Origin of the sequence: Burkholderia perseverans (assembly GCF_022870505.1) — a bacterium.
Taxonomy (GTDB): Bacteria; Pseudomonadota; Gammaproteobacteria; order Burkholderiales; family Burkholderiaceae; genus Burkholderia; species Burkholderia plantarii.
This window is the reverse complement of the sequence record NZ_CP045094.1, coordinates 2631761-2656790: the sequence shown is the minus strand read 5'-3', so window position 1 is coordinate 2656790 and position 25030 is coordinate 2631761. Positions and strand designations below refer to the sequence as shown.

General features: G+C 68.7%; 22 protein-coding genes and 1 pseudogene. 16 read left to right on the top strand and 7 right to left on the bottom strand.

Annotated features, from left to right (window positions below; all coding sequences use genetic code 11):
• Nucleotides 1-54 precede the first annotated feature (54 nt).
• Nucleotides 55-1914 (top strand): dihydroxy-acid dehydratase, encoded by a 1860-nt coding sequence (ilvD, locus tag BpN12_RS26315; RefSeq protein WP_246795149.1) that lies wholly within the window; start codon nucleotides 55-57, stop codon nucleotides 1912-1914.
• A 179-nt stretch (nucleotides 1915-2093) separates the two neighbouring features.
• On the top strand, nucleotides 2094-3410 hold the full coding sequence (locus BpN12_RS26310) for a PDDEXK-like family protein (protein WP_246795148.1): 1317 nt from the start codon (nucleotides 2094-2096) through the stop codon (nucleotides 3408-3410).
• Nucleotides 3411-3503: 93 nt separating this feature from the next.
• Here the strand turns inward: BpN12_RS26310 and BpN12_RS26305 are convergent, their stop codons facing one another.
• The 5 genes from BpN12_RS26305 to BpN12_RS26285 form a co-directional block, all read right to left on the bottom strand.
• Complete coding sequence (locus BpN12_RS26305) at nucleotides 3504-4283, bottom strand: peptidylprolyl isomerase (RefSeq protein WP_042625259.1); 780 nt, start codon at nucleotides 4281-4283, stop codon at nucleotides 3504-3506.
• A gap of 25 nt (nucleotides 4284-4308) precedes the next feature.
• Nucleotides 4309-4617: a BolA family protein gene (locus BpN12_RS26300; protein ID WP_246795147.1), complete on the bottom strand. Its 309-nt coding sequence runs from the start codon at nucleotides 4615-4617 to the stop codon at nucleotides 4309-4311.
• Between the two features lie 2 nt (nucleotides 4618-4619).
• Complete coding sequence (locus BpN12_RS26295; protein WP_042625257.1) at nucleotides 4620-5150, bottom strand: septation protein A; 531 nt, start codon at nucleotides 5148-5150, stop codon at nucleotides 4620-4622.
• A 118-nt stretch (nucleotides 5151-5268) separates the two neighbouring features.
• Nucleotides 5269-5697 (bottom strand): peptide-methionine (R)-S-oxide reductase MsrB, encoded by a 429-nt coding sequence (msrB, locus tag BpN12_RS26290; protein ID WP_246795146.1) that lies wholly within the window; start codon nucleotides 5695-5697, stop codon nucleotides 5269-5271.
• Between the two features lie 37 nt (nucleotides 5698-5734).
• Nucleotides 5735-7300, bottom strand: a complete 1566-nt coding sequence (locus tag BpN12_RS26285; RefSeq protein ID WP_246795145.1) for a protein adenylyltransferase SelO — start codon at nucleotides 7298-7300, stop codon at nucleotides 5735-5737.
• Nucleotides 7301-7452: 152 nt separating this feature from the next.
• Between BpN12_RS26285 and BpN12_RS26280 the strand changes: the two genes are divergently transcribed.
• From BpN12_RS26280 to BpN12_RS26255, 6 genes are all read left to right on the top strand, one after another.
• The gene (locus BpN12_RS26280; RefSeq protein WP_246795144.1) at nucleotides 7453-9147 is read left to right on the top strand and encodes a 3-(methylthio)propionyl-CoA ligase; all 1695 of its coding nucleotides are present in this window, start codon (nucleotides 7453-7455) and stop codon (nucleotides 9145-9147) included.
• A 287-nt stretch (nucleotides 9148-9434) separates the two neighbouring features.
• Nucleotides 9435-11519 carry a 3-hydroxyacyl-CoA dehydrogenase NAD-binding domain-containing protein gene (locus tag BpN12_RS26275; RefSeq protein WP_246795143.1) on the top strand — a complete coding sequence of 695 codons (2085 nt, stop codon included), beginning with the start codon at nucleotides 9435-9437 and terminating at the stop codon, nucleotides 11517-11519.
• A 17-nt stretch (nucleotides 11520-11536) separates the two neighbouring features.
• Complete coding sequence (gene pncA, locus BpN12_RS26270; protein ID WP_246795142.1) at nucleotides 11537-12163, top strand: bifunctional nicotinamidase/pyrazinamidase; 627 nt, start codon at nucleotides 11537-11539, stop codon at nucleotides 12161-12163.
• Nucleotides 12164-12218: 55 nt separating this feature from the next.
• On the top strand, nucleotides 12219-13397 hold the full coding sequence (locus tag BpN12_RS26265) for an acetyl-CoA C-acyltransferase (protein WP_246795141.1): 1179 nt from the start codon (nucleotides 12219-12221) through the stop codon (nucleotides 13395-13397).
• 264 nt (nucleotides 13398-13661) lie between these two features.
• Entirely contained in the window at nucleotides 13662-14144 is a 483-nt protein-coding gene (locus tag BpN12_RS26260) for a PaaI family thioesterase (protein WP_042625251.1), read from the top strand.
• Between the two features lie 229 nt (nucleotides 14145-14373).
• Nucleotides 14374-15333, top strand: a complete 960-nt coding sequence (locus tag BpN12_RS26255) for an alpha/beta hydrolase (RefSeq protein WP_246795140.1) — start codon at nucleotides 14374-14376, stop codon at nucleotides 15331-15333.
• Between the two features lie 238 nt (nucleotides 15334-15571).
• Here the strand turns inward: BpN12_RS26255 and BpN12_RS26250 are convergent, their stop codons facing one another.
• Both BpN12_RS26250 and ygfZ read right to left on the bottom strand, forming a co-directional pair.
• A complete protein-coding gene (locus BpN12_RS26250) occupies nucleotides 15572-16417 on the bottom strand; it encodes an NRDE family protein (RefSeq protein ID WP_246795139.1) in 846 nt (281 codons plus the stop codon).
• An 88-nt stretch (nucleotides 16418-16505) separates the two neighbouring features.
• The gene (gene ygfZ, locus BpN12_RS26245) at nucleotides 16506-17573 is read right to left on the bottom strand and encodes a CAF17-like 4Fe-4S cluster assembly/insertion protein YgfZ (protein WP_246795138.1); all 1068 of its coding nucleotides are present in this window, start codon (nucleotides 17571-17573) and stop codon (nucleotides 16506-16508) included.
• 431 nt (nucleotides 17574-18004) lie between these two features.
• Between ygfZ and BpN12_RS33415 the strand changes: the two are divergent.
• From BpN12_RS33415 to BpN12_RS26210, 8 genes and pseudogenes are all read left to right on the top strand, one after another.
• Nucleotides 18005-18655, top strand: a pseudogene (locus BpN12_RS33415) (gamma-glutamylcyclotransferase); the annotation flags it as partial.
• A 249-nt stretch (nucleotides 18656-18904) separates the two neighbouring features.
• Complete coding sequence (locus BpN12_RS33410; protein WP_342346228.1) at nucleotides 18905-19372, top strand: ester cyclase; 468 nt, start codon at nucleotides 18905-18907, stop codon at nucleotides 19370-19372.
• Between the two features lie 285 nt (nucleotides 19373-19657).
• Nucleotides 19658-20209, top strand: coding sequence for a methylated-DNA--[protein]-cysteine S-methyltransferase (locus tag BpN12_RS26235; protein ID WP_246795136.1), 552 nt, complete (start codon nucleotides 19658-19660; stop codon nucleotides 20207-20209).
• Between the two features lie 433 nt (nucleotides 20210-20642).
• Nucleotides 20643-21659 carry an endolytic transglycosylase MltG gene (gene mltG / locus BpN12_RS26230; RefSeq protein WP_246798015.1) on the top strand — a complete coding sequence of 339 codons (1017 nt, stop codon included), beginning with the start codon at nucleotides 20643-20645 and terminating at the stop codon, nucleotides 21657-21659.
• Nucleotides 21659-22279, top strand: coding sequence for a dTMP kinase (gene tmk, locus BpN12_RS26225; RefSeq protein ID WP_198251901.1), 621 nt, complete (start codon nucleotides 21659-21661; stop codon nucleotides 22277-22279). Before mltG ends, tmk begins: the two co-directional genes overlap by 1 nt.
• Before the next feature lie 52 nt (nucleotides 22280-22331).
• Nucleotides 22332-23360, top strand: a complete 1029-nt coding sequence (locus BpN12_RS26220) for a DNA polymerase III subunit delta' (RefSeq protein WP_246795135.1) — start codon at nucleotides 22332-22334, stop codon at nucleotides 23358-23360.
• 42 nt (nucleotides 23361-23402) lie between these two features.
• A complete protein-coding gene (locus BpN12_RS26215; protein ID WP_246795134.1) occupies nucleotides 23403-24182 on the top strand; it encodes a TatD family hydrolase in 780 nt (259 codons plus the stop codon).
• 43 nt (nucleotides 24183-24225) lie between these two features.
• Nucleotides 24226-24957 (top strand): ankyrin repeat domain-containing protein, encoded by a 732-nt coding sequence (locus tag BpN12_RS26210; protein WP_246795133.1) that lies wholly within the window; start codon nucleotides 24226-24228, stop codon nucleotides 24955-24957.
• Nucleotides 24958-25030: the final 73 nt, after the last annotated feature.

Below are 25030 nucleotides of genomic sequence, written 5' to 3'. Positions count from 1 at the left end.
TCGACGGCGAGACCGCCGCTGGTTTCCGTCATTCTTATTTTCGCGACCACAACAATGCCCGCATACCGTTCCAAAACCTCCACCGCCGGCCGCAACATGGCGGGGGCGCGTTCGCTCTGGCGCGCCACCGGCATGAAGGACGAGGATTTCTCCAAGCCCATCATCGCCGTCGTCAATTCGTTCACCCAGTTCGTGCCCGGCCACGTCCACCTGAAGGACCTGGGCCAGCTGGTGGCGCGCGAGATCGAGGCCGCCGGCGGCGTCGCCAAGGAGTTCAACACGATCGCCGTCGACGACGGCATCGCGATGGGCCACGACGGCATGCTCTATTCGCTGCCGAGCCGCGACATCATCGCCGACTCGGTCGAGTACATGGTGAACGCGCACTGCGCCGACGCGATGGTCTGCATCTCGAATTGCGACAAGATCACGCCGGGGATGCTGATGGCCGCGATGCGCCTGAACATCCCGGTGATCTTCGTCTCGGGCGGCCCGATGGAAGCGGGCAAGGCGCAGCTGGCCGTGCCCGGCACCAACACCATCCAGATCAAGAAGCTCGACCTGATCGACGCGATGGTGATGGCCGCCGACAGCAAGGTGAGCGACGCCGACGTGGCCGAAGTCGAGCGCTCGGCCTGCCCGACCTGCGGCTCGTGCTCGGGCATGTTCACCGCGAACTCGATGAACTGCCTGACCGAGGCGCTCGGGCTCTCGCTGCCCGGCAACGGCACGATCGTCGCGACCCACGCGGACCGTGAACTGCTGTTCAAGCGCGCCGGCCGCCGCATCGTCGAACTCGCGCGCCAGTACTACGAGCAGGAAGACGACAAGGTGCTGCCGCGCTCGGTCGGCTTCAAGGCGTTCGAGAACGCGATGACGCTCGACATCGCGATGGGCGGCTCGACCAACACGATCCTGCACCTGCTCGCGATCGCGCAGGAAGCCGAAATCGATTTCTCGATGTCGGACATCGACCGCCTGTCGCGCACCGTGCCGCAGCTCTGCAAGGTCGCGCCGAACACCAACAAGTACCACATCGAGGACGTGCATCGCGCGGGCGGGATCATGGCGATCCTCGGCGAACTCGAGCGCGCCGGCAAGCTGCACACCGACGTGCCGACCGTGCATGCGCCGTCGCTCGGCGCCGCGCTCGACCAGTGGGACATCGTGCGCACCGATGACGAGTCGGTCCATACGTTCTACCTGGCCGGCCCGGGCGGGATTCCGACCCAGGTCGCGTTCAGCCAGAACGCACGCTGGCCAAGCCTCGACCTCGATCGCGCCGAGGGCTGCATCCGCTCGTATGAGCACGCGTTCAGCAAGGAAGGCGGCCTCGCCGTGCTGACCGGCAACATCGCGAAGGACGGCTGCGTCGTGAAGACGGCCGGCGTGGACGATTCGATCCTCGTGTTCGAAGGTCCGGCGCACGTGGTCGAGTCGCAGGACGAGGCGGTCGAGCACATCCTCGCCGACGAGGTGAAGGCCGGCGACGTGGTGATCGTGCGCTACGAAGGGCCGAAGGGCGGGCCGGGCATGCAGGAAATGCTGTACCCGACCAGCTACATCAAGTCGAAGGGGCTCGGCAAGTCGTGCGCGCTCTTGACCGACGGGCGCTTCTCGGGCGGCACCTCGGGGCTGTCGATCGGCCACTGCTCGCCGGAAGCGGCGGCCGGCGGCGCGATCGGCCTGGTGCGCAACGGCGACAGGATCCGCATCGACATCCCGAACCGCACCATCGACGTGCTGGTGTCCGACGAGGAGCTGGCCACGCGCCGCGCCGAGCAGGACGCGAAGGGCTGGAAGCCGGTCGAGCCGCGCCCGCGCAAGGTGTCGGCGGCGCTGAAGGCCTATGCGAAGCTGGTGATGTCGGCCGACAAGGGCGCGGTGCGCGATCTGTCGTTGCTCGACGACTGAGACCGAGCGGGCCGGCTTGCCGCTTGAAGCGGTGAGCACTGGCCGGCGCCGATGCTTGAAAAGAATGCCGCCCGCGAGGGCGGTTTTTTTTGTCCACCGATCGGCGAATGATCGGGATATGATCTCCGCGCGCTCGATGGAAGCGCCATTCACTCTGACAATAAAACGGGGCCGGCGAGATGGAGTCTGAAGATTTATATGCGTTTCTCAGCGATCCGAATCTGGTTGAGCTGATCGAGCAGAACAAGGTCACCGACGATTTTTTCGACGTCTTCGATCTGACGGAAAACCAACACTCCAATCTGCTTGCCTGGTGCATGAATCCCAACGAAGGGCATTCCCAGGGCGATGCCGTCATCAAGGATTTTCTCGAGGCCGGCTACGCGGTGAGCGGCGGCACGATCTGGGATAACAAGAAGTTTTTCGCGAAATGGACGCCAGGGAAAATTCGCACCAGCAGTTTCGGCGCGGCGTTCGTGACGCGCGAATTGAGCATCGAGGTGGAACGCGGCGGCAAGAAGGGGCGGCTCGATCTGTTCCTGATGGACCCGCAGAACAAGATCCTGGTGACGATCGAAAACAAGGCCGGTGCCTCGTTGACGGCAGAGCAGCTGGAAAAATACGTCCAGGCCGTAAAAGCGGAAGTCTCGTCCAACAAGGTATTTGCCGACTACGATCTCGCCTTCGTCGTGCTCGATCGCGATCTGAAGGACTATTCGCAGCCCCAGCTCGATGCGCTGGGCAAGCGCTGGACGCTACTCGATTACAATTGGCTGGAAGCCTCCGCGAAGCGCGCGCGCTTCCAGCTGGCTCGCGACAAGAATGCCGCGCAGCTGCTGGTGGCCTACTGCCAGCGACAGACGGAATGGGAGAGCCCTGCCGAGAAACGGACCTCGGAGCTCGCGGCGGACCTGGCGATCGCCCACCCTAGCGTGATCGAGGCATTGCGAGGACTGAGAAGGCAGTCGGTGCTCGACTGGCGGCTGAAGACGCTGGAAGGGGCGAGCGGCGAGCTGACCTTGTTCGATGCCCAGCACCGGCTGGTTTGCGAAAAGCTGGTTGAGATTCGCGGGGTGGCTACCATCATCCAGCAGTTGATGAAGGTCATGCCGGAGCTGAAGCAGGAGCAAATTGAACGAGGGCGGATCTGGGTGAGCGTAGCACCCACGGACGCTTTGGAGCTCATGCGCGATCGTGAGGACGGATACTGGCCGATGTACCTCATTTTGCGTCAGGCCAGCAAGGTCTCGCGCCCCGATGCGCCCAAATTCAACTTGAACCTGTTCTGGGCGAGAGGCGAATTCAATGCCTCGGTGTGCGATGAGCCTTCACTGCGCGAGCACTTCGACAAAGATTTTCCGGGCTTGAAGCATTTCGCGAACTCCGATTACCGGCGCATTACAATTGCCGAGCACCTCGATCCGTCCGAGGCGGTAAAGGCGACCAAGGCGACGCTGGACAAGATGAATGCGGCGATTCGATCCTATTCCCACTGACGGTTTCGACGCGCCATGAAAAAAGCCGCTCCCTCGGGAGCGGCTTTTTTCATCAGGGCGGCCCGCAGTGGGCCGCCTCGGCAAGCCCGATCCTTACTGGATCTTCGCCTGCGCGCGCAGCTTTTCTTCGAACGCCTGCAGCTTCTGCTGCACCAGCTGTTGCGAGATCTGCGCCTTGACCTGCTCGAGCGGCGGCGGGGCCACCGGGCGCACGTCGTCGACGCGGATGATGTGCCAGCCGAATTGCGTCTTGACCGGCGTATCGGTCATTTGGCCCTTCTGCAGGTGCGTCGCCGCGTTCGCGAATTCCGGCACGAACGACTTCGGATCGGCCCAGTCCAGATCGCCGCCGTTCTTCGCCGAGCCCGGATCCTTCGAATACTGCTTGGCCAGATCCTCGAACTTCGCGCCGCCCTTGATCTTCGCGATCAGATCCTTGGCCTGCTGCTCGTTGTCGACGAGGATGTGGTGCAGGTGATATTCGTTGCCGGCCGCCGACTTCGTCAGCTCGTCGTAACGTGCCTTGATGTCGGCGTCGCTCGGCGTGTTCTTCTTCACGAAGTCCTCGATCAGCGCGCGCAGCACCACGGTCTGCTGCGCGATCGCGACCTGCTGCTTCACCTCGGGGCGGTTCGGCACGCCTTCCTTCACCGCTTCCTGCATCAGGATCTCGCGATTGACGAGCTCCTGGCTCACCATCTTGCGCAGTTGGTCGCTGTCCTGCTGGCCTTGCTGGACGAGCTGCGCCACCATCGCGTCGACGCGCGACTTCGGGATCGGCGTGCCGTTGACGACGGCAACGTTCTGGGCAAATGCCGGTGCGGCGACCAATGCGGCAGCCGCGACCCACAGGCGGGGAGATTTCAGGATCATCGGGAATTCCTAGCGAAACGAAACTTTATTGGGAAGACACATTGAATTCATCGGGCGTGTAAGCCACGATCGCGAGCGCGTGAATACCGCGCTGCATCGCATCGGCGAGCGCATCATACACCAGCCGATGGCGGGCCACGCGCGACTTGCCGGCAAACGCGGCGGACACGATCGTTACCGAATAATGCCCGCCCGCCGAGGCACCGGCATGACCGGCGTGCTGCGCGCTATCGTCGCTGACATGCAGCGCCTCGGGCGCGAGCGCGGCGGCGAGGCGTGCCTCGATCAGCGCGATGCGCGCGTCGGGCGCCGCGTTCAGGAAATCGTCGGACATCGTCATTCGTCTTTGAGGTATTTCGCGAGCCAGAGGCTCTGCAGGATGATGAACACGAACATCGCGCCGGTGGTGCCGAACAGTTTGAAGTTCACCCACTGCGACGGCGTGTAGTGATTGACGACGTAGAGGTTCGCCACGCCGAGCACGACGAAGAACAGCCCCCACGCCACGTTGAGCTTGTCCCAGATCGCGATGGGCAGCGACAGCTGCTTGCCCATCATCTTCGCGATCAGGTTCTTGCCGAACAGGTAGCGCGCGCCGATCAGCACCACCGCGAACAGCCAGTACAGCACGGTGGGCTTCCACTGGATGAATTTCTCGTCGTGCAGCACCAGCGTGGCGCCGCCGAACACGACGATCACGCCGAGGCTGACCCACAGCATGGTGTCGACCTTCTTGTGGCGCCAGGCCACCCAGGCGACCTGCAGCAGCGTGGCGACGATCGCGACCGCCGTCGCGGTGAAGATGCCCCAGAGCTTGAAGGCGGCGAAAAACAGGATGATCGGAAACAGATCGAACAGAAATTTCATGGTGATCGGGGCTGCGTGGCGCGCGCCGGGGCTGGGGCTCCCGGGCCGCCATCGTTACGGGGCCGCACGGGCCGGGGCGACCTCGTGCGGCGGGCATCCGCCGGTGCTGGGCTGGGGCTCAGCGGCCGGCGTCAGGCTCGAAGTTTAACGCAGCCGAATTGATGCAGTAGCGCAGCCCGGTTTTGTCGCGCGGGCCGTCCTCGAATACGTGGCCCAGATGCGCGCCGCAATGGTTGCAGCGCACCTCGACGCGCACCATGCCGTGCGTGCGGTCGATCTTCTCGTCGATCACCTCGCCGTCGAGCGGCTTGAAGTAGCTGGGCCAGCCGCAGCCCGAGTGGTACTTCGCGCCCGATTCGAACAGCGGCGTGTCGCAGACCACGCAGTGGTAGATGCCGGCGTCCTCGGTGTCGGTGTATTCGCCGGTGAAGGCGCGCTCGGTGGCCGCGTGCTGCGTGACCTCGTACTGCATCGGCGTGAGCCGTTCGCGCAGTTCGGCGTCGTCGGCCTGGTACGGATAGCTGCGATCGTCCTGATCGTGGGGCATGGTGGGGTTCTCCTGGGGAATGCGGCGCGTTCGTTCGTTACGACGAGCAGCTGACTTCCAGCGTGCTCGCCCAGTCGGGCGGCAGCGCGGCGTAGGCCTCGTGTTCGGGCTGTTCGTCGAACGGCCGGCGCAGGATCCGCGCGAGCCGTTCGAGTTCGGAAAAATCCTTCTCGGCCGCGCGCCGGATCGCGGTCTCGGCCAGATGGTTGCGCAGCACGTATTTCGGGTTCACGCGGTTCATCGCCTCGGCGCGCGCGGCGTCGTCGCGCGGCTCGGCGGCCAGGCGCTCGCGATATTGCGCGGCCCAGCCGTCGAACGCCTCGCGGTCGATGAACAGGTCGCGCACCGGCGCGTCCGCGCTCGCGTCGTGCTTCGACAGGCGCGCCAGATGGCGGAACGTCAGCGTGAAGTCGGCATGGCTGCCGTTCATGATTTCCAGCAGCCGGTTCGCGAGCGCGGCATCGCCTTCCAGTTCGAGCGCGAGGCCGAGCTTCGCGCGCATCGCGCCTTCGAGCGCGGGGCCGAACGTCTCGGGGAAGCGCCCGAGCACGGCCTGGGCGTCTTCCACGGCGCGCTCGGTGCGCGGATTGTCGTCGAGATCGGTGCGTTGCCGGCCGATCAGCGGCAGCAGCGCCTGCGCGAGGCAGAAGCAGTTCCAGTGCGCGATGCGCGGCTGCATGCGGTACGCGTAGCGGCCCTGCGTATCGGTGTGGTTGCAGATGTGCGAGGCGTCGAAGCCGTCGATGAAGCCGAACGGGCCGTAGTCGAGCGTGAGGCCGAGGATCGACATGTTGTCGGTGTTCATCACGCCGTGGCAGAAGCCCACCGCCTGCCACTGGGCGACCATCCGCGCGGTGCGCTGCATCACGGCCTCGAGCAGCGCGAGGTACGGATCTTCCGCGTCGCGGCAGGCCGGATGGAAGCGCGCGATGACGTGATCGGCGAGCTGCTGGAGCAGGTCGGGCCGGTCGTTGGCGAAGAAATGCTCGAAATGGCCGAAGCGCACGAAGCTGTCGGCCACGCGCGTGACCACCGCCGCCGTTTCGATCTCCTCGCGCGTGACGGGCTGGTCCGAGCCGACCAGGGCCAGCGCGCGCGTGGTCGGGATGCCGAGGTGATGCATCGCCTCCGAGCAGAGGAATTCGCGGATCGACGAGCGCAGCACCGCGCGGCCGTCGCCCATCCGCGAATACGGCGTGCGGCCCGCGCCCTTCAGCTGGAATTCGACGCGGCGGCCCGCGTGTTCGAGCTCGCCGATCGTCAGCGCGCGGCCGTCGCCGAGCTGGCCGGCCCAGACGCCGAACTGGTGGCCCGAATAGACGGCCGCGTAGGGCAGCGCGTCGGCGGGCCACTCGCGCGTGGGGTTGCCGCAGAACAGCTCGGCGAAGCCGGGCAGCGCGCGGATCGACGGATCGAGGCCGAGTTCGCGCGCGAGTTCGTCGGAGAAGCCGATCACGTAGGGCGCCGGGAGCGGCGCCGCGGGCAGCCGGGTCAGGAACGCCGGGCCGAGCCGGACGAACGCGTCGTCGCGCGGCGCGGCGAGCGAGGCGGCCAGGTCGGGAAGGGCGGGAGCGGCGTGAGCAGCGGGAAAGGAGGCGGCCAAGGCGGGTTCGTTTCCTGAAAACAACGAGTTGAACAACGGGGCACAAGCCGATATTGTAAATCCGCGCCGCACGGGCCGCTTGCGGTTGCGGACCCGACCGAGGTCGGGCCTCGAGACAATCCAACCGGGAGAGCTGGACGATGAGCATGACGATGAATTCGCCGTTGCTGGGCCAGATGATGGAGGTACCGCTGCTCGTGTCGTCGCTGATCACGCACGCGGCGCGGCACGCCGGCGACGTGGAGATCGTGTCGCGCCGGATCGAGGGCGACATCCACCGCTACACCTACCGCGACTGCGAGCGGCGCGCCAGGCAGCTCGCGCAGGCGCTCACGCGGGCCGGCGTCGGCGCGGGCGAGCGCGTCGGCACGCTGGCCTGGAACGGCTACCGCCATCTGGAGGCGTATTTCGGCATCGCCGGGATGGGTGCCGTCAGTCATACGATCAATCCGCGCCTGTTCCTCGAGCAGCTCGTCTATATCGTCAACCATGCGGACGATCGTTTCATCCTGTTCGATCTCAACTTCGCGCCGCTGATCGACCAGATCGCGCCGCAGTGCCCGAACGTGCGCGGCTGGATCGCGCTGACCGACGCGGCGCACCTGCCGGCGGCCGCCACGCCGCTGATCGCGTATGAAACGCTGCTCGACGCCGAGGACGGCAACTACGACTGGCCGCTCTTCGACGAGCGCCAGGCCTCGTCGCTCTGCTACACGTCGGGCACCACCGGTCATCCGAAGGGCGCGCTCTACTCGCACCGCTCGACGGTGCTGCACGCCTACGCGGCCGCGCTGCCCGACGCGATGGCGCTGTCGATGCTCGACGCGGTGCTGCCGGTCGTGCCGATGTTCCACGTCAACGCCTGGGGGCTGCCCTACGCGGTGCCGCTCACCGGCGCAAAGCTGGTGCTGCCCGGCAAGGATCTCGACGGCAAGTCGCTCTACGAGCTGATGGAGGCCGAGCGCGTGACCTGCTCGGCCGGCGTGCCCACCGTCTGGCTCGGCCTGCTCAACTACATGCGCGAGGCCGGCGTGCGCTTCTCGACGCTCGGGCGCACCGTGATCGGCGGCTCCGCGTGCCCGCCCAGCATGCTGCGCGCGTTCGAGGACGATTACGGCGTGCAGGTGATCCACGCCTGGGGCATGACCGAGCTGTCGCCGCTCGGCACGCTGGCGCGGCCCACCTGGGCGCAGATGCAGCGGCCCGAGGCCGAGCGCCGCCAGTCGCTCGAAAAACAGGGCCGCGTGATCTGCGGCATCGACATGCGGATCGTCGGCGACGACGGCGGCGAGCTGCCGTGGGACGGCGTCGCGTTCGGCGAGCTGCAGGTGCGCGGGCCGTGGGTGATCGACCGCTATTTCCAGGGCGAGGGCTCGCCGCTCGCCGACGGCTGGTTCCCGACCGGCGACGTCGCCACCATCGATCGCGATGGCTTCCTGCAGATCACCGACCGCAGCAAGGACGTGATCAAGTCGGGCGGCGAATGGATCAGCTCGATCGATCTGGAAAACGTCGCCGTCGCGCATCCGGGCGTGGCCGAGGCGGCCTGCATCGCCTGCGCGCATCCGAAATGGACGGAACGGCCCTTGCTCGTGGTGGTGCGCCGGCCCGGCAGCGAGGTGACGCGCGAGGCGCTGCTCGCGTTCTACGACGGCAAGGTCGCGAAGTGGTGGGTGCCCGACGACGTGGTGTTCGTCGAGGCGCTGCCGCACACGGCCACCGGCAAGCTGCAGAAGCTCAAGCTGCGCGAGATGTTCCGCGAGCATGTATTGCCGACCGTCGTGGCCGGCGACTGTCCGCTCGAAGGCGCGCCGCTTCGGCCGGCGGGATCGGTCGGGCCGGTCTGAGGGCGGGGGCCGCGCGCGGGTGCCATCGCGATACCGCGCGGCGCCGGAGTGTGCCGAGCCAGGCGGCACCGGATTCGCCGGCTTCACCGGATCCCTGCCGCCGGTCGACCGCCAGGTTGGCCGCGCCCCGTTTTTTCGGGTCGATGTGAATTGAACGGTCGTTCTTTTTTGGGTATGCTGCCCCGGTTCGATTGCGTGCGACGCACTCGTCGTGCGAACACAATGACCGACAACGCTGACGACGCGCCGCCGCCCCGGGCTCGCGCAACCGCATGGAGGCAGACAAGATGGCAGTGGCTTACACGATTCGCGACGGCGTGGCCGTCCTCACGCTTGACAATCCGCCCGTCAACGGGCTCGGCTATTCGACGCGCGCCGCGCTGATGGCGGGGCTCGACCGCGCGCTGGCCGACGCCTCGGTCACGGCGATCGTGTTGACCGGCGCCGGCCGCGCGTTCTCGGGCGGCGCCGACATCACCGAATTCAACACGCCTAAGGCGCTGCAGGAACCGAACCTGCACACGCTGATCGCGGCCGTCGAGGCGAGCCCGAAGCCGGTGATCGCGGCGGTGCATGCCGTGGTGATGGGCGGCGGGCTGGAACTCGCGCTCGGCGCGCATTACCGGATCGCGGCGCCCGGCACGCAGGTGGCGCTGCCCGAGGTGAAGATCGGGCTGCTGCCCGGCGCCGGCGGCACCCAGCGGCTGCCGCGCGCGGTGGGGCTGGAGACGGCGCTGAACATGATCGTCTCGGGCGCGTCGGTGCCCGCCGAGCAGCTGGCCGCGAGCGGCCTGTTCGACGAGATCGCCGAGGGCGACCTGCTCGACGCGGCGGTGGCGTTCGGCCGGCGCGTGGGCGCGCAATCCGGGCCGCATCCGCGCGTGCGCGACCGCGCGATCGCGCATCCGAACGCGGCCGGCTTCATCCAGTTCGCGCGCAACAGCGCGAAGGCCGCCGCGCCGAACTATCCGGCGCCGCACAAGTGCATCGACGCGATCGAGTCGGGCGTGCTGCACGGCTTCGACCAGGGACTGATCGACGAGCGCGAGGGCTTCGTCGCGCTGGTGCAGACGCCCGAGAGCCGCGCGCTGCGCCATGCGTTCTTCGCCGAGCGCGCCGCGAGCAAGATCCCCGACGTGCCGGCCGACACGCCGGTGCGCGAGATCCGCCAGGTCGCCGTGATCGGCGCGGGCACCATGGGCGGCGGCATCGCGATGAACTTCGTCAACGCCGGGCTGCCGGTGGTGCTGCTCGAAACGAAGCAGGAGGCGCTCGACCGCGGCCTCGCGACGATCCGCAAGAACTACGAGGCGCAGGTCAGGAAGGGCAAGCTGACGGCCGAGAAGCTCGAGGCGCGGCTCGCGCTGATCACGCCGACGCTGTCCTACGACGACCTGAAATCGGCCGACCTGATCATCGAGGCCGTTTTCGAGGAACTCGGCGTGAAGGAGCAGGTGTTCCGCCGGCTCGACGAGGTGGCGAAGCCGGGCGCGATCCTCGCGTCGAACACCTCGACGCTCGACGTCGACCGCATCGCCGCGTTCACGCAGCGCCCGCAGGACGTGGTCGGCATGCACTTCTTCAGCCCCGCGAACGTGATGAAGCTGCTGGAAGTGGTGCGCGGCGCGAAGACCGCGAAGGACGTGCTCGCGACCGTGATGCAGGTCGCCAGAAAGATCCGCAAGACGGCCGTGGTGTCGGGCGTCTGCGACGGCTTCATCGGCAACCGGATGGTCGAGCAGTACATCCGCCAGGCGCTGTTCATGCTCGAGGAAGGCGCGCTGCCGGCGCAGGTCGACCGCGCGATCGAGGCGTTCGGCTTCGCGATGGGGCCGTTCCGCATGAGCGATCTGGCCGGCAACGACATCGGCTGGGCGATCCGCAAGCGCCGCTACGTCGAGCAGCCCGACCTGCATTACTCGAAGATCGCCGACCGCCTCTGCGAACTGGGCCGCTTCGGCCAGAAGACGGGCGGCGGCTGGTACGACTACCAGCCGGGCGAGCGGCGCGCGAAGCCGTCGAAGCTGGTCGACGAGATGGTGCTGGCCTATTCGAAGGAAGCCGGCATCGAGCGGCGCGCGATCGGCGACGACGAGATCGTCGAGCGGCTCGTCTACGCGCTCGTCAACGAAGGCGCGAAGATCCTCGAGGAAGGCATCGCGTCGAAGGCCTCCGACATCGACATGGTCTACCTGACCGGCTACGGCTTCCCGCTCTGGCGCGGCGGCCCGATGCTGCACGCCGACGTGGTCGGGCTCTACAACGTCGAGCGCGCGATGCGGCGCCATGCGGCCGGCGCGAACGGCGACGCGTGGCGAATCGCGCCGTCGATCGTCGAGCTGGCGGCGAGCGGCAAGGGTTTCAACGGCTGACGCGCGGAGAACACACGATGATGCGGACCGACGACGTGCTGCTCGTGATCGACGTGCAGAACGATTTCATGCCGGGCGGCGCGCTCGCGGTGGCCGACGGCGACGCGGTGGTGCCGGTGATCAACCGGCTCGCGCGGCGCTTCGACCAGGTGGTGCTCACGCAGGACTGGCACCCGCGCGCGCACGTCTCGTTCGCCGCCAATCACGCGGGCCGCGAGCCGTTCTCGATGCTGACGCTGCCCTACGGCGAGCAGGTGCTGTGGCCCGTGCATTGCGTGCAGGACACCGACGGCGCCGCGCTGCATCGCGATCTCGACGTCCCGCACGCGCGGCTCGTGCTGCGCAAGGGGCTCGACGCGGCCGTCGACAGCTATTCGGCCTTCGTCGAGGCCGATCGCGCGACCTCCACGGGCCTCGCCGCCTATCTGCGGGCGCTCGGCGCGAAGCGCGTCTGGTGCTGCGGGCTCGCCACCGACTATTGCGTCGCGTGGTCCGCGCTCGATGCGCGCGCGGCCGGCTTCGAGGCCGCCGTGATCGACGACGCGTGCCGCGCGATCGACCTGGACGGCTCGCTCGCGCGCGCCTGGCAGGCGCTTCACGGCGCGGGCGTCGCCCGCGTGCATGCGGACGCGGTGCCGCTCTGAGCGGCATGGCGCGCGCCGCGTTCCGTCTACAAGCAATTCGAACCAGGAGACTGGCATGACCGAAGCCGTAATCGTATCCACTGCCCGCACCGCGCTTGCCAAATCGTGGCGCGGTTCGCTCAACATGACGCACGGCGCGACGCTCGGCGGCCACGTGGTCGCCGCGGCGGTGGCGCGCGCGAAGCTCGACCCGGCCCGCGTCGAGGACGTGCTGATGGGCTGCGCGAACCCCGAGGGCGCCACGGGCGCCAACATCGCGCGGCAGGTTGCGCTGCGCGCCGGCCTGCCGGTGTCGGTGCCGGGCATGACGATCAACCGCTTCTGCTCGTCGGGGCTGCAGACCATCGCGCTCGCCGCGCAGCGCGTGATCGCGGGCGAGGGCGACGTGTTCGTGGCGGGCGGCGTGGAATCGATCTCGTGCGTGCAGAACGAGATGAACCACCACATGCTGCAGGAAGGCTGGCTGATGGAGCACAAGCCGGAGATCTACTGGAGCATGCTGCAGACCGCCGAGAACGTCACGAAGCGCTATGGCATCGCCAAGGAGCGCCAGGACGAGTACGGCGTGCAATCGCAGCAGCGCGCCGCCGCCGCGCAGGCGGCCGGCCGGTTCGACGACGAGATCGTGCCGATCACGGTGCTGGCCGGCGTGGCCGACAAGGCGAGCGGGCGGCTCTCGACGCGCGAGGTCACGCTCGCGGCCGACGAGGGGATTCGCCCCGACACCACTCTCGAAGGCGTCTCGAAGATCCGCTCGGCGCTGCCGGGCGGCGTGATCACGGCCGGCAACGCGAGCCAGTTCTCGGACGGCGCGTCGGCCTGCGTGGTGATGAACGCGAAGCTGGCCGAGCGCGAGGGGCTGCAGCCGCTCGGCATCTTCCGCGGCTTCGCGGTGGCCGGCTGCGAGCCCGACGAGATGGGCATCGGCCCCGTGTTCGCGGTGCCGAAGCTGCTGAAGCAGGCCGGCCTGACGGTGGACGACATCGATCTGTGGGAGCTGAACGAGGCGTTCGCGGTGCAGGTACTCTACTGCCGCGACACGCTCGGCATCCCGAACGAGCGGCTCAACGTGAACGGCGGCGCGATCGCGGTCGGCCATCCCTACGGCGTGTCGGGCGCGCGGTTGACCGGCCACGCGCTGATCGAAGGCAAGCGGCGCGGCGCGAAGCGCGTGGTCGTGACGATGTGCATCGGCGGCGGGCAGGGCGCGGCGGGGCTGTTCGAGATCGCCTGAGGCGCGGCGGGGTGGGTGGCGATCGGGTGGCGGGGCGCTTGATGCTGCGCTTCGCGGCGGCGGCAAGTTTGGTAGGCTTCGCCTCTGGACCCGCCGGGCGCCGCGCGCCCGGCCCTGGTGGCCCCTCGGACCCGTTACGCAAGAAGGCATCATGATTCGTCAGATCGTCAGGTGGAAGTTGAAGGAACCGGCAACGCGCGTTGCCGGTCATGCCCAGCCCTCGTCGCTGTCCTCATCCCTGTCCCGGCCGGCACGGTGAGCGCCATGACGACCACCGGCACCCCGCGCCAGACGCCGCCCACCATCGAAAGCCCGTTCGTCGACATGCTCGGCGTGCGGCTCGTCTCGGCCAGGGACGGCGCGAGCGAGATCGCGCTGTCGCTCGACGAACAGCACCTGAACACCTGGAGCATCGCGCACGGCGGCGTGACGATGACGCTGGCCGACGTGGCGCTCGCGATGGCCGCGCGCAGCCTGACCGACGACGGCGTCGGCGTGGTCACGGTGGAGATGAAGGTCAACTTCATGCAGCCGGGCCGCGGCGAGCTGCGCGCCTACGGCCGCGTGATGCACCGCTCCACCACCATGGCCTACTGCGAGGGCGAGGTGCGCGACAGCGCGGGCAATTTCGTCGCCAAGGCGCTCGGCACCTTCAAGTACATGAAGCGGCTCGCGGTGGGCCGCGACGTCGCGCGCCAGCGCACGCGCACCGATCCGGGCGCGACGCCGGGGCCGAGCGACGTCTGAGGCGCGGCTGTCGATCACCGGTCTCGCCACGGGCTTCATTCTGTTCGCGGCAAGCCGGACGGCCGTTCCCGGCTGAGCGCAGCGCCGGCGGCGTCGCGCGACTCGCGGCGGCTGGAGCATGCGCGGGCGCCGCGTCCCGCACCGCCGGCATTTCGATATCACCCCGAGCCGCGCGGCGCCGCGCGCGCGATGGCATCATTGTCCGCTGTCGCCACTGTCCCTCCGACCGATGCCGCTCAATCCCGTCATTGCGCAGGTGCTCGAGATGATCGAGCGCGCCCGGCGCCCGTCCTACGAATCCCAGACGCCGCAGGCCGCGCGCGCCGCCTACGAACGCAGCGCGCCGATCCTCGAGATCGCGTCCGCGCCGATGGCCGAGGTCGAAGACCTGCGCGTGCCGGTGCGCGACGGCACGACGATCGGCGCGCGGCTCTATCTGCCGGTGGCGCCGAGCCTCGCCGAGCCGCTGGCGACGCTCGTCTACTATCACGGCGGCGGTTTCATGATCGGCAGCCTCGACACGCACGACGCGCTGTGCCGGATGTTCGCGCGCGACGCGCATTGCGCGGTGCTGGCGGTGGACTACCGGCTCGCGCCCGAGGCGACGTTCCCGACCGCGCACGACGATGCCGAGGACGCGCTGGTCTGGCTGCATGCGCATGCGAGCGAGTTCGGCCTCGACGCGGCGCGCTTCGCGGTGGGCGGCGACAGCGCGGGCGGCACGCTCGCCGCGGCGGTGGCGGTACTCGCGCGCGATCGCGGCATCGCGCTCGCGCTGCAGCTGCTGATCTATCCCGGCGTGACCGCGCACCAGCAGACCGACTCGCACGCGCGGCTCGCCAGCGGCTATCTGCTGACGGCTGACACGATCCAGTGGTTCTTCTCGCACTACGTGCGCGATCCGGCCGATCGCGAGGACTGGCGGTTCGCGCCGCTCGACGGCCAGCGCGGCGCGCCGTCGTTCGCGGGCGTCGCGCCGGCCTGGATCGCGGTGGCCGAATACGATCCGCTCTCGGACGAGGGCGTCGCCTACGCGGACAAGCTGCGCGCGGCCGGCAATGCCGTCACGCTGATCCGCTACGCGGGCATGATCCACGAATTCTTCAAGATGGGCGGCTACGTGCCCGAGGTCCGGCAGGCGCATGCCGATGCGGCGAGTGCGTTGCGCGCGGCGTTCGACGCGGTTTGAACGGCGGGGTGGGGAAGGGGCGGATGGGGGGAACGCGGACGGCGAGCGGCGTGGGCGGCCGCATGATCGGCGCGATCAGGTTGCCCTGCATCGCGCCGGTGAGCGGCATGGCAACGACGCGCGCCGCGGCAGGCGTGGGCCGCGACGGCACCTGCGTAGCTGGCTTAGCCGGTTCGGTGCCGCGCAAGGCAAGCGCCATGCGCATGCAGCGCCGACGCGCGCCGCAAAATCCGCTCGCCTAGCGCGCGCCGCCTAACGCGACGTCGAAATTCATCGCCCGCTCGAACGCGCCGGGCCGCACGATCCGGTGCGAGCCGTCGTCGTCGCAGCGCTCCTTGATCTCGACCGACAGCCGCGAGCCTTCCTTCAGCGTCACGCGCAGCGCGGTGGTGCCGCGCGTGCCGTACTCGGGCGTCTCGATGAAGGCGGCCGACAGCGCGCGCTCGCGTTCGAGCGGGATGCCGGTGCGCGGCAGCGCGTCGTCGTCGGCCGTGCGCGTGTCGCGCATGATCTCGATCAGCGCGTCGAGCGACGGCGCGGCCTCGTAGGTCAGCAGCGTGCCGAGTTCGCTGCGTTTGTGGACGAGCTTCGGCCACGGCGTGTCGAGCCGCGCGTTCGACAGCCCGTGGATGCCGGCCTCGATCAGGAGCGGCGCGTCGAGCGCGGTGTCGGGCTCGGCCGGCCGGTTGCAGAACCAGGCCAGCTCGCGCCGCCGGCAGTCGCCGACCAGCAGGTTGAAGCCGTTGTAGAGCGCGGCGGTGCCGGCGAGCTGCTGCAGGTAATCGAGCGGTGCGAGGTTGCGTCCGCCGAGGAAGTCGGACACGAGCCGGCCGCGCGTGGGCGCGCCGGCACGGATGTCGAACGGCGCGCGGTAGTTGGTCAGCGCGGCGAAGCGGCCGTCGCGCGACACGCCGAGCCAGGTGCCGCCGCCTTCGAGGTCGCGGCCGGCCAGCACGCCGGGCAGATCTTCCCACCAGGCGAGCGGCGCGCTGGTGCGGCGCAGGAATTCGTCACGGTTCGCGGTGAGCGTCAGCACCGGGCCGTCGTCGGCCTCGGGCTGCCAGTCGAATACGATCAGGCACATCGGGAGATTCCCTCGCTGGGATCGGGGTGCGCGAAGCCGGCACCCGCGCGCGGCGCGCCGGCTTCGCGCGCCACGATAGCACGGGTGCTCAGACTTCGGTGGGCAATGCGTAGGGCAGCGGCAGGAACGCGAGCGGCGCGCCGTCGGCGCTGCCGAGGTGGACGCTGCCGCCTTCCTGCGCGGCGAGCTTGACCTCGGCCAGCAGGTCGACGCCGCCACCCGGCGCGGCCGCCGCGTTGACGATCAGCCCGCACGGCTGGCCCGGGTCGGCGCTGTGGAACAACTCGACGCCGGCCCGCACCTCGGCGGTGTCGCCGTCGACGTGCGCGAGCGCGGTGCGACGCTTGATGGTGCCGCGATACTGGCTGCGCGCGACGATTTCCTGGCCCGGATAGCAGCCCTTGCGGAAATTGACGGCGCCGATCACGTCGTAGTTGACCATCTGCGGCACGAATTGCTCGACCACCGGCTGCGTGATGCGCGGCTCGGCGGCGCGGATCTCGAGCCAGTTCCAGACCGCCGGCGACACGCGCGCGAGCTTCGCGTCGAGTTCCTCGGCGCGCGCCTCGACGTCCGCGCGGCGCGCGATCCACAGATAGCGCGGCTGGCCGGCCGCGTCGGGCAGCCGGATCAGCGTGCCGGCCGGGCCGTCGAGCTTGGTATGCACGCCGTCGGGCAGCGCGTCGAACAGGCCCGAGAGCGCCTCGCGGACGTCGCCCGCGAAACCGAGCGCGACCGATTCGGCACCCGCGTCGCTGAGCTTGGCCTTGGCGCGCAGCACGAACATCGACAGGCGCTTCTGCACGGTGGGCTGGAGTTCCTTCGACAGCAGCAGCTGCACGCCGCCGGACGTGCGCCAGACCAGGAACGAGGCGAGCAGCCGGCCTTTCGGCGAGCAGTAGCCGGCCAGCTTCACGCTGGCCGCGTCGAGATGCTCGATGTCGTTGGTCAGCTGGCTGTGCAGGAAGGTGGCGGCGTCGTCGCCGGCCACGTCGATCAGGCCGAGCTGGGGCAGGGGCGTATAGGCGCCGCGCGTCCGGACGGCCTCGAATTCGGCATCCTGCGGACGCGCGAATTCGGGCGGGGCGGGCGGCGTGGAGGCCGATGAAGCGGGAGCGGCCGTGGCCGGTGTGCCGTTGGCAATCGGTGAGTTCATGGGGCTGGGAGCAGTCAAAACTGACTTTGGCGAAGACAAGCAATCATTATATTGATGTTGTCGCCGTCTCGTTTTGCGTGCCCCTACTGGAGCCATGTTTCCAGTAGGGGCTTATGCGGCGCGGGTTCGTGCGCCTGCTTCGAGCGGCGGGCCCGAATGCGTCGCGGCCTTCGCGTGCCGCATGACGTGCCCGCATTTTCCACCGCGTGAAATGTGCATGAGCGATCCCGGCGCGAGCGCAGGGGGATCCATCGCGCGGCGCGCTGGCATGTCGGCCGCATGAAACGCCGGGCGAGGGCGCAACGGCAAGCGGCCGGGAGCTTCGTGCCTTCACCGCAAGAATCGGAGTTGCCCGCCGGGACCTCGCCGGCAAAGTGACGTCAGGCGCGAATCGCAGTCGACGCGCACCGCCACCTGCCCACGAGGAAATCATGAGCGTCAGCACGATCTTGCCGCCGGAAGCGGCGCATCGAATTGCAACGAGCCGGTCCCCCGTCCTGACCCGGCAACATCTTGAACACGGCGATATCGACGCGCTCGCCGCCATCGATGCACCGGATCTGGTCATCCTCACCGAAGCCGAGCGGCTGGCCTCGCTGCGGCAGACGCTGGCGATTCGCCCGCCGGGCGACGTGTGGGTGTTCGGTTACGGCTCGCTGATCTGGAATTCGGCGATCCGGGCCGTCGAAAGACGCATCGCCAGGATCGAAGGCTGGCATCGTTCGTTTTGTCTCTCCATCACCGCGCTGCGCGCCACCGCGGAGCGTCCCGGACTGATGCTTGCGCTGGATCGCGGCGGCGCCTGCCATGGGGCCGCGTACCGGCTCGCGGAGGACGCGGTGGAACGCGAGCTGCGTCTGCTGTGGCGCAGAGAAATGGTGTGCGGCGCATATGTGCCTCGATGGGTCGAACTGAAGCATGCCGATGGGGAACCCTTCGGTTGGGCCGTCGCGTTCACGATCGACGCGGACGATCCTCGGTATGCGGGCGATCTCGATGAAGACACCGTGGTGGATCGGCTGGCGACGGCGTCGGGCGGGCTGGGAAGCGCTGCCGACTACCTTTTCAAGACCCGTGACGGTCTGCGCGCCAGCGGCATCCGCGATGCCGAATTGGAGCGCCTGGCCGCGCTCGTGAAGGCCTCGCACGACGAATACCGCTGCCAGGCGCCGGCCTGGCGGGAACCCGCAGGCGATGGGCACGCCGCCGGGTTTCGGCTCGATCAGGCAGCAAGAACCGGAGTTCGCGATTTCGACCGGACAGTTATCTTCGTTTCCAGGTCATCGAGCGGTGTCGTTGACCCTCCCGAAACGATTGATAAGGAAACCGAAATGAGAAAGGAAGAGCAAAACAAGGCCATCGTCGGCCGTTGGTTTAGCGAATTCTGGGGCAAGGATCCCAATCTGGCGGTCATCGACGAAATCGCCGCGCCCGACATGCTGCTCCACTATTCACTGCACGAGCCGCGTCGCGGTCGCGCGCAGATCCGTGCGTTCATGACCGACTTCCGCGCGGCGTTCCCCGATCTCAATTTCTGGGGGACGGCCGATCTGATCGCCGAGGGCGATTACGTGGTGGGCCAGTGGGAAGGTGGCGGGACCCACACCGGCCCGGCGCACGACGACTTCCTGATCGGCGGCCTGCCGGCGGCGACCGGGCGCAGGATGCATTTCACCGGCACCACGGTGCTGAAAGTGATCGACGGCAGGATCGTGGAAGAGCGTGGACTGGACGACGGCGTGGCCGCGCTGACCCAGCTCGGGCTGATCGAGGCCACCGCCGTGAATGGCGACGCCTGATTCACCCGGCGGGCCCGCATTTTTGCGGGCCGTTCCCATCGATCCCGTATCCCGTGCCATCGCGTGGTGCGCCGCGCCGCGCCGGCTCGCCGTCCGGCTAGCGCCGGGGCGTGGAGCGCCAGGCGCGCGTTGCTGACCGAAGAGGCGGCCGGGCATGGCGTGGCGGTCACGGCACGAAGGGCGGGGCACGGCGGCGTCGCGAGGCCGGCTGCCAGTGATGAGACGGGCGTGAGGCGCTCGAAGCGAGCGGGCTTCGGCCCGCGACGATCCAACGAGGAGTGCGTCATGAAACTGTTCCTGAGCCAACTGGATTCGCCGCTCGGCGCCATGCTGCTCGTGACCGATGCGCAGCAGGCCGTGCATGCGCTCGATTTCGCCGATCGCCGGGCGCGCCTGCACCGCGGTCTGCGCGAACGCCACGGCGAGGTCGCGTGGGCCGGGAGCGAGGCGCCGGCCGACGTCGCCGATGCCTTGTCCCGATACTTCGCCGGGGAATGGGCCGCCGTGGACGGACTGCGCGCGCAGGCGGCCGGCACCGGGTTGCAGCGCCGGGTCTGGGCCGCATTGCGCCGCATCCCGGTGGGCACGACGACGAGCTATGGCCAGCTGGCCAGGTCGCTGGGGTTCGACGATCCGCGCGCGGCCATCGATATCGGCGCGGCCAATGGTGCCAACCCGATCGCCATCATCGTGCCGTGCCATCGCGTCATCGCCGGCAACGGCGACCTCAAGGGTTATGCCTGGGGGCTGCACCGCAAGCGTTGGCTGCTGGAGCACGAGAAAGCCATCGCATCCCGGGAGGACGCACCACGAACCGCCATGCTGCCGGGGTTCTGATTTCGCGCGGCATCATGGCGGCCGACCGGTCGCGATGCGTGGCGCGCGGCCTTGCAGCCGCCCGTCGCCGGCCCGACGCCGCGCCGGATGCACGAGATCGGCGACGTCCGGTGCGCCGGCGCCGACAGGAAAAACGGCCCGGCTCCACCGCCGGGCCGATGCGCTCCGCGGAACTCGCATCGATCCAGCCTCGTCGGGCGACCGCGCCGTTGCACCGACCCGCGTCAAGCTGGCCGGCCAGCCCCGACGGTGCTGCATGCCACCATCGTCGCCAGGCACGACGGACGGTGCCCTTTATTGCGCCCGCACATTTACAATACGTGACCTAGCGCTCCGAAGCGGCTATCAACGGCGAACTCTCCGTGCTGACCGGATAGAGACTTTTTCGTTTAAAATCAACCTGTTAATGCTGTTGAGATACTAGCCTACCGTGGTGTCCCTACTCTCGAAATGCGCCGCGCTCGCGGCAGCGGCCGTCGTTCTGGCCGCTGCGCTTGCGGGCGGTGGCTATTACTGGTCGACCCGGCCGCTCACGCTCGCGACGCCGACGCTCGATGTCACGATCAAGCCCCACAGCAGCGTCCGGAGCGTCGCCCAGCAGTTGGTGCGCGGCGGCGTGCCGTTGCAGCCGGTGCTGTTCGAGGCGATGACGCGCGCGCTCGGCCTGTCGGGCCGGCTCAAGTCGGGCAACTACGAATTCAAGTCCGGTGTGACGTCATACGACGTGTTGCAGAAGCTCGCGCGCGGCGACGTGAACGAATATGTCGCCACGGTCATCGAAGGCTGGACCTTCAAGCGCATGCGCGCCGAACTCGACGCCAGTCCGGCGCTCGTCCACGACACGGCGCGGCTGAGCGACACCGAGCTGCTGCGCGCGATCGGCGCGCCGGCGGCGGCGGTCGCGCGCGGCAGCGGCGAGGGGCTGTTCTTTCCCGACACCTATCTGTTCGACAAGGGGACGAGCGATCTCAACGTCTACCGTCGCGCCTACCGGCTGATGCAGGAACGCGTCGACGAGGCATGGAGCATGCGCGCGCCGGGGCTACCCTATCGTTCGCCTTACGAAATGCTGACGGTGGCGTCGCTGATCGAGAAGGAAACCGGCCACGCGGCCGACCGCGCCTACGTGTCGGCCGTGTTCGCGAACCGGCTGCGCATCGGCATGCCGCTGCAGACCGACCCGTCGGTGATCTACGGCCTCGGCGACGCCTACGACGGACACCTGCGCAAGCGGGATTTGCAGATGGACACTCCTTACAATACCTACACGCGCCGTGGCCTGCCGCCGACGCCGATCGCCCTGCCGGGCGTGGCGTCGCTGCAGGCCGCCGTGAACCCCGCCCCGACCGCGGCACTCTACTTCGTTGCGAAGGGCGACGGGACCAGCGTGTTCTCGGACACGCTGGGCGATCACAACAAGGCCGTGGACAAATACATTCGAGGTCAATGATGGCGCGTGGAAAATTCATCACGTTCGAAGGGATCGACGGCGCGGGCAAGACGACGCACCTCGCCTGGTTCTGCGAACATCTGCGCGCGAAGGTCGCGCCGACCGGCCGGCAGGTCGTGCAGACTCGCGAGCCGGGCGGCACGGCGCTGGGCGAGGCGCTGCGCGCGGTGCTGCTGGAGCAGCCGATGGACCTCGAGACCGAGGCGCTGCTGATGTTCGCGAGCCGCCGCGAGCATCTCGCGCGCGTGATCGAGCCGGCCGTCACGCGCGGCGACTGGGTGGTCTCGGACCGCTTCACCGACGCGACGTTCGCCTACCAGGGCGGCGGCCGCGGGCTGCCGCGCGACAAGCTCGAGGCGCTCGAACGCTGGGTGCAGGGCGGCTTCCAGCCCGACCTGACGATCCTGTTCGACGTGCCGCCCGAGGTGGCGAGCGAGCGGCGCGGCGCGGTGCGCGCGCCCGACAAGTTCGAGAGCGAGAGCGAGGCGTTCTTCCAGCGCACGCGCGCCGAATACCTGCGCCGCGCCGAGGAAGCGCCGTACCGCTTCCTGATCGTCGACGCGACGCAGTCGATCGCGCAGATCCAGCGGCAGCTCGAAGGCGTGCTGGCCGCGCTCTGATGCCGCCCGCCGCTCCTACGACCCGCTCATCCGACCAGAGGCCGAGATACCGATGATCTATCCGTGGCAAACCGACGACTGGGACCGGCTGCAGGCGCTGCGCGCGCACTGGCCGCATGCGCTGCTGCTGCACGGCCAGGCCGGCATCGGCAAGCTGCGCTTCGCCCAGCATCTGGCGCAGGGCCTGCTTTGCGAGTCGCCGCGAGGCAACGGCGAGCCGTGCGGCACGTGCCCGGCCTGCACCTGGTTCGGGCAGGGCAACCATCCCGACTACCGGATCGTGCTGCCCGAGGCGCTGGCCGGCGAGGCGCCCGGCGCCGTGGCCGAGGAGCCGAAGGCCGACGCCGACGAGGGCGGCAAGAAAACCCGCACGCCGAGCAAGGAGATCAAGATCGAGCAGGTGCGCGGCTTGCTCGACTTCGTCGGGGTCGGCTCGCATCGCGGCGGCGCGCGCGTGGTGGTGCTGTATCCGGCCGAGGCGCTCAACGTGGCGGCCGCCAACGCGCTGCTGAAGACACTCGAGGAGCCGCCCGCGGGCGTGGTGTTCCTGCTCGTCTCGGCGCGGCTCGACCGGCTGCTGCCGACCATCATCAGCCGCTGCCGGCAATGGCCGATGACGGTGCCCTCGCACGCGGCGGCGGTGGCCTGGCTCGCCGCCGAGCACGTGGACGACGCGGCCGCGCTGCTGGCCGAGGCCGGCGGCGCGCCGCTCGCCGCGCTCGCGCTGGCGAGCGACGAGCACCGGCCGCTGCGCGACTGGACGCTCGCGCAGCTGGCGGCCGGCGCGCGCTGCGATCCGTTCGCCTGCGGGGAGTCGCTGCAGAAGCTGCCGATGCCGCTCGTGCTCGGCTGGCTGCAGCGCTGGCTCTACGACCTGCTGGCCGAGCGCAGCGCCGGCCGGCCGCGCTATTTCCCGGCGCAGCGCGAGGCGCTCGCGCGCTGCGCGGCCGCGCTCGACGCCGACGCGTTCACGCGCTTCATGAAGACCGTCACGCGGCAGCGCATGGTGGAGAACCACCCGCTCAACGCGCGGCTCGTGTTCGAGGAACTGTTCCTCGGCTACCGCGCGCTCTACGCCTGAACCCGGCCGCCGGCCCACCCCGAACCCAGACAGGAAGCGCAGATGTTCGTCGATTCCCATTGCCACATCAATTTCGAAGGCCTCGCCGAGCGCCTGCCCGAGGTGCTCGCCAACATGCGCGAGCAGCAGGTCACGCACGCGCTTTGCGTGTCGGTCGACCTGGAGACGCTGCCGGCGGTGCTCGACATCGCCGAGCGCCATGACAACGTGTTCGCCTCGGTGGGCGTGCATCCGGACCACGAGGACGTGAAGGAGCCGACGCTCGCCGAACTCGTCGAGCTGGCCGCGCACCCGAAGGTGGTCGCGATCGGCGAGACCGGGCTCGACTACTACCGGCTCGGCGAGCGCACGCTTGCCGACATGGAGTGGCAGCGCGAGCGGTTTCGCACCCACATCCGCGCCGCGCGCGAGACCATGAAGCCGCTCATCATCCACACCCGCGCCTCGGCCGACGACACGCTGCGGCTGATGGCCGAGGAGGGCGCCTCGGAGGCCGGCGGCGTGATGCACTGCTTCACCGAGCCGTGGCCGGTGGCCGAGGCCGCGCTCGCGCAGAACTTCCACATCTCGCTGTCGGGCATCGTCACGTTCAAGAAAGCCGAGGACGTGCAGGACGTGGCGCGGCGCGTGCCGCTCGAGCGGCTGCTGATCGAAACCGACTCGCCGTACCTCGCGCCGGTGCCGTATCGCGGCAAGCCGAATGAACCTGCGTACGTCAGTTATGTCGGACGCTTTATCGCGGCACAGCGCGGCATCAGCGACGAAGCGCTGGCCGCCGCGACCTCGCAGAACTTTTTCCGGCTGTTCGGCATCGCCGCCTGACGCGGTGCCGGCCCGGAACAACCCAGGGAAGGAGCCAAAATCAATGAAAACGATCCACGGTGCATCCACGATTCGCCCCGGCGCCGCGCTGCGCGCGCTCGTCGTCGCCGCCGGCGTGGCCGCGGGCCTCGCCGCGCCGCTCGCGCAGGCCGAATCGCGCGACGCGATCGTCAAGGCCGTCAAGTTCGACGACATCGACGACATCGCGAAACAGCTGAAGCACGGCCTCGACCCGAACCTGACCGACGACCGCGGCAACCCGCTGCTCGTGATCGCCGCGCGCGAGAAGTCCGACAAGGTCGCCGAGGCGCTCGCCGCCGCGCCGAACGTCGATCTGGAAAAGACCGATCCGGCCGGCGAGAACGGCCTGATGATGGCCTCGCTCAACGGCGACCTGCCGCTCGTCAAGTACCTGGTGGACAAGGGCGCCGAGGTCAGCAAGAAGGGCTGGACGGCGCTGCACTACGCGGCCACCAACGGCCACGACGACGTGGTCAGCTACCTGCTCGACAAGTCCGCCTACATCGACGCCGGCTCGCCGAACGGCACCACGCCGCTGATGATGGCCGCGCGCGGCAACCACGACACCACCGTCACGCTGCTGCTCGACCAAGGCGCCGATCCGGCCATCAAGAACCAGGTCGGCGTGACCGCGCTCGAGTTCGCGAAGCACTATCAGGCGCCCGACGCGGTCGCGATTTTGTCGAAGCGCACGGTGCGGATCGGCGATGCGCGGCCCGCGAATGCGGCCAATGGTCAAAACAGTGCAAAATAGCGGTTTTGGGCGCGGCGCTTGCCGCGCCGTTTTTGTCGTGCCGGCCTGACGCCGCCGACCTGACATAAAGGAA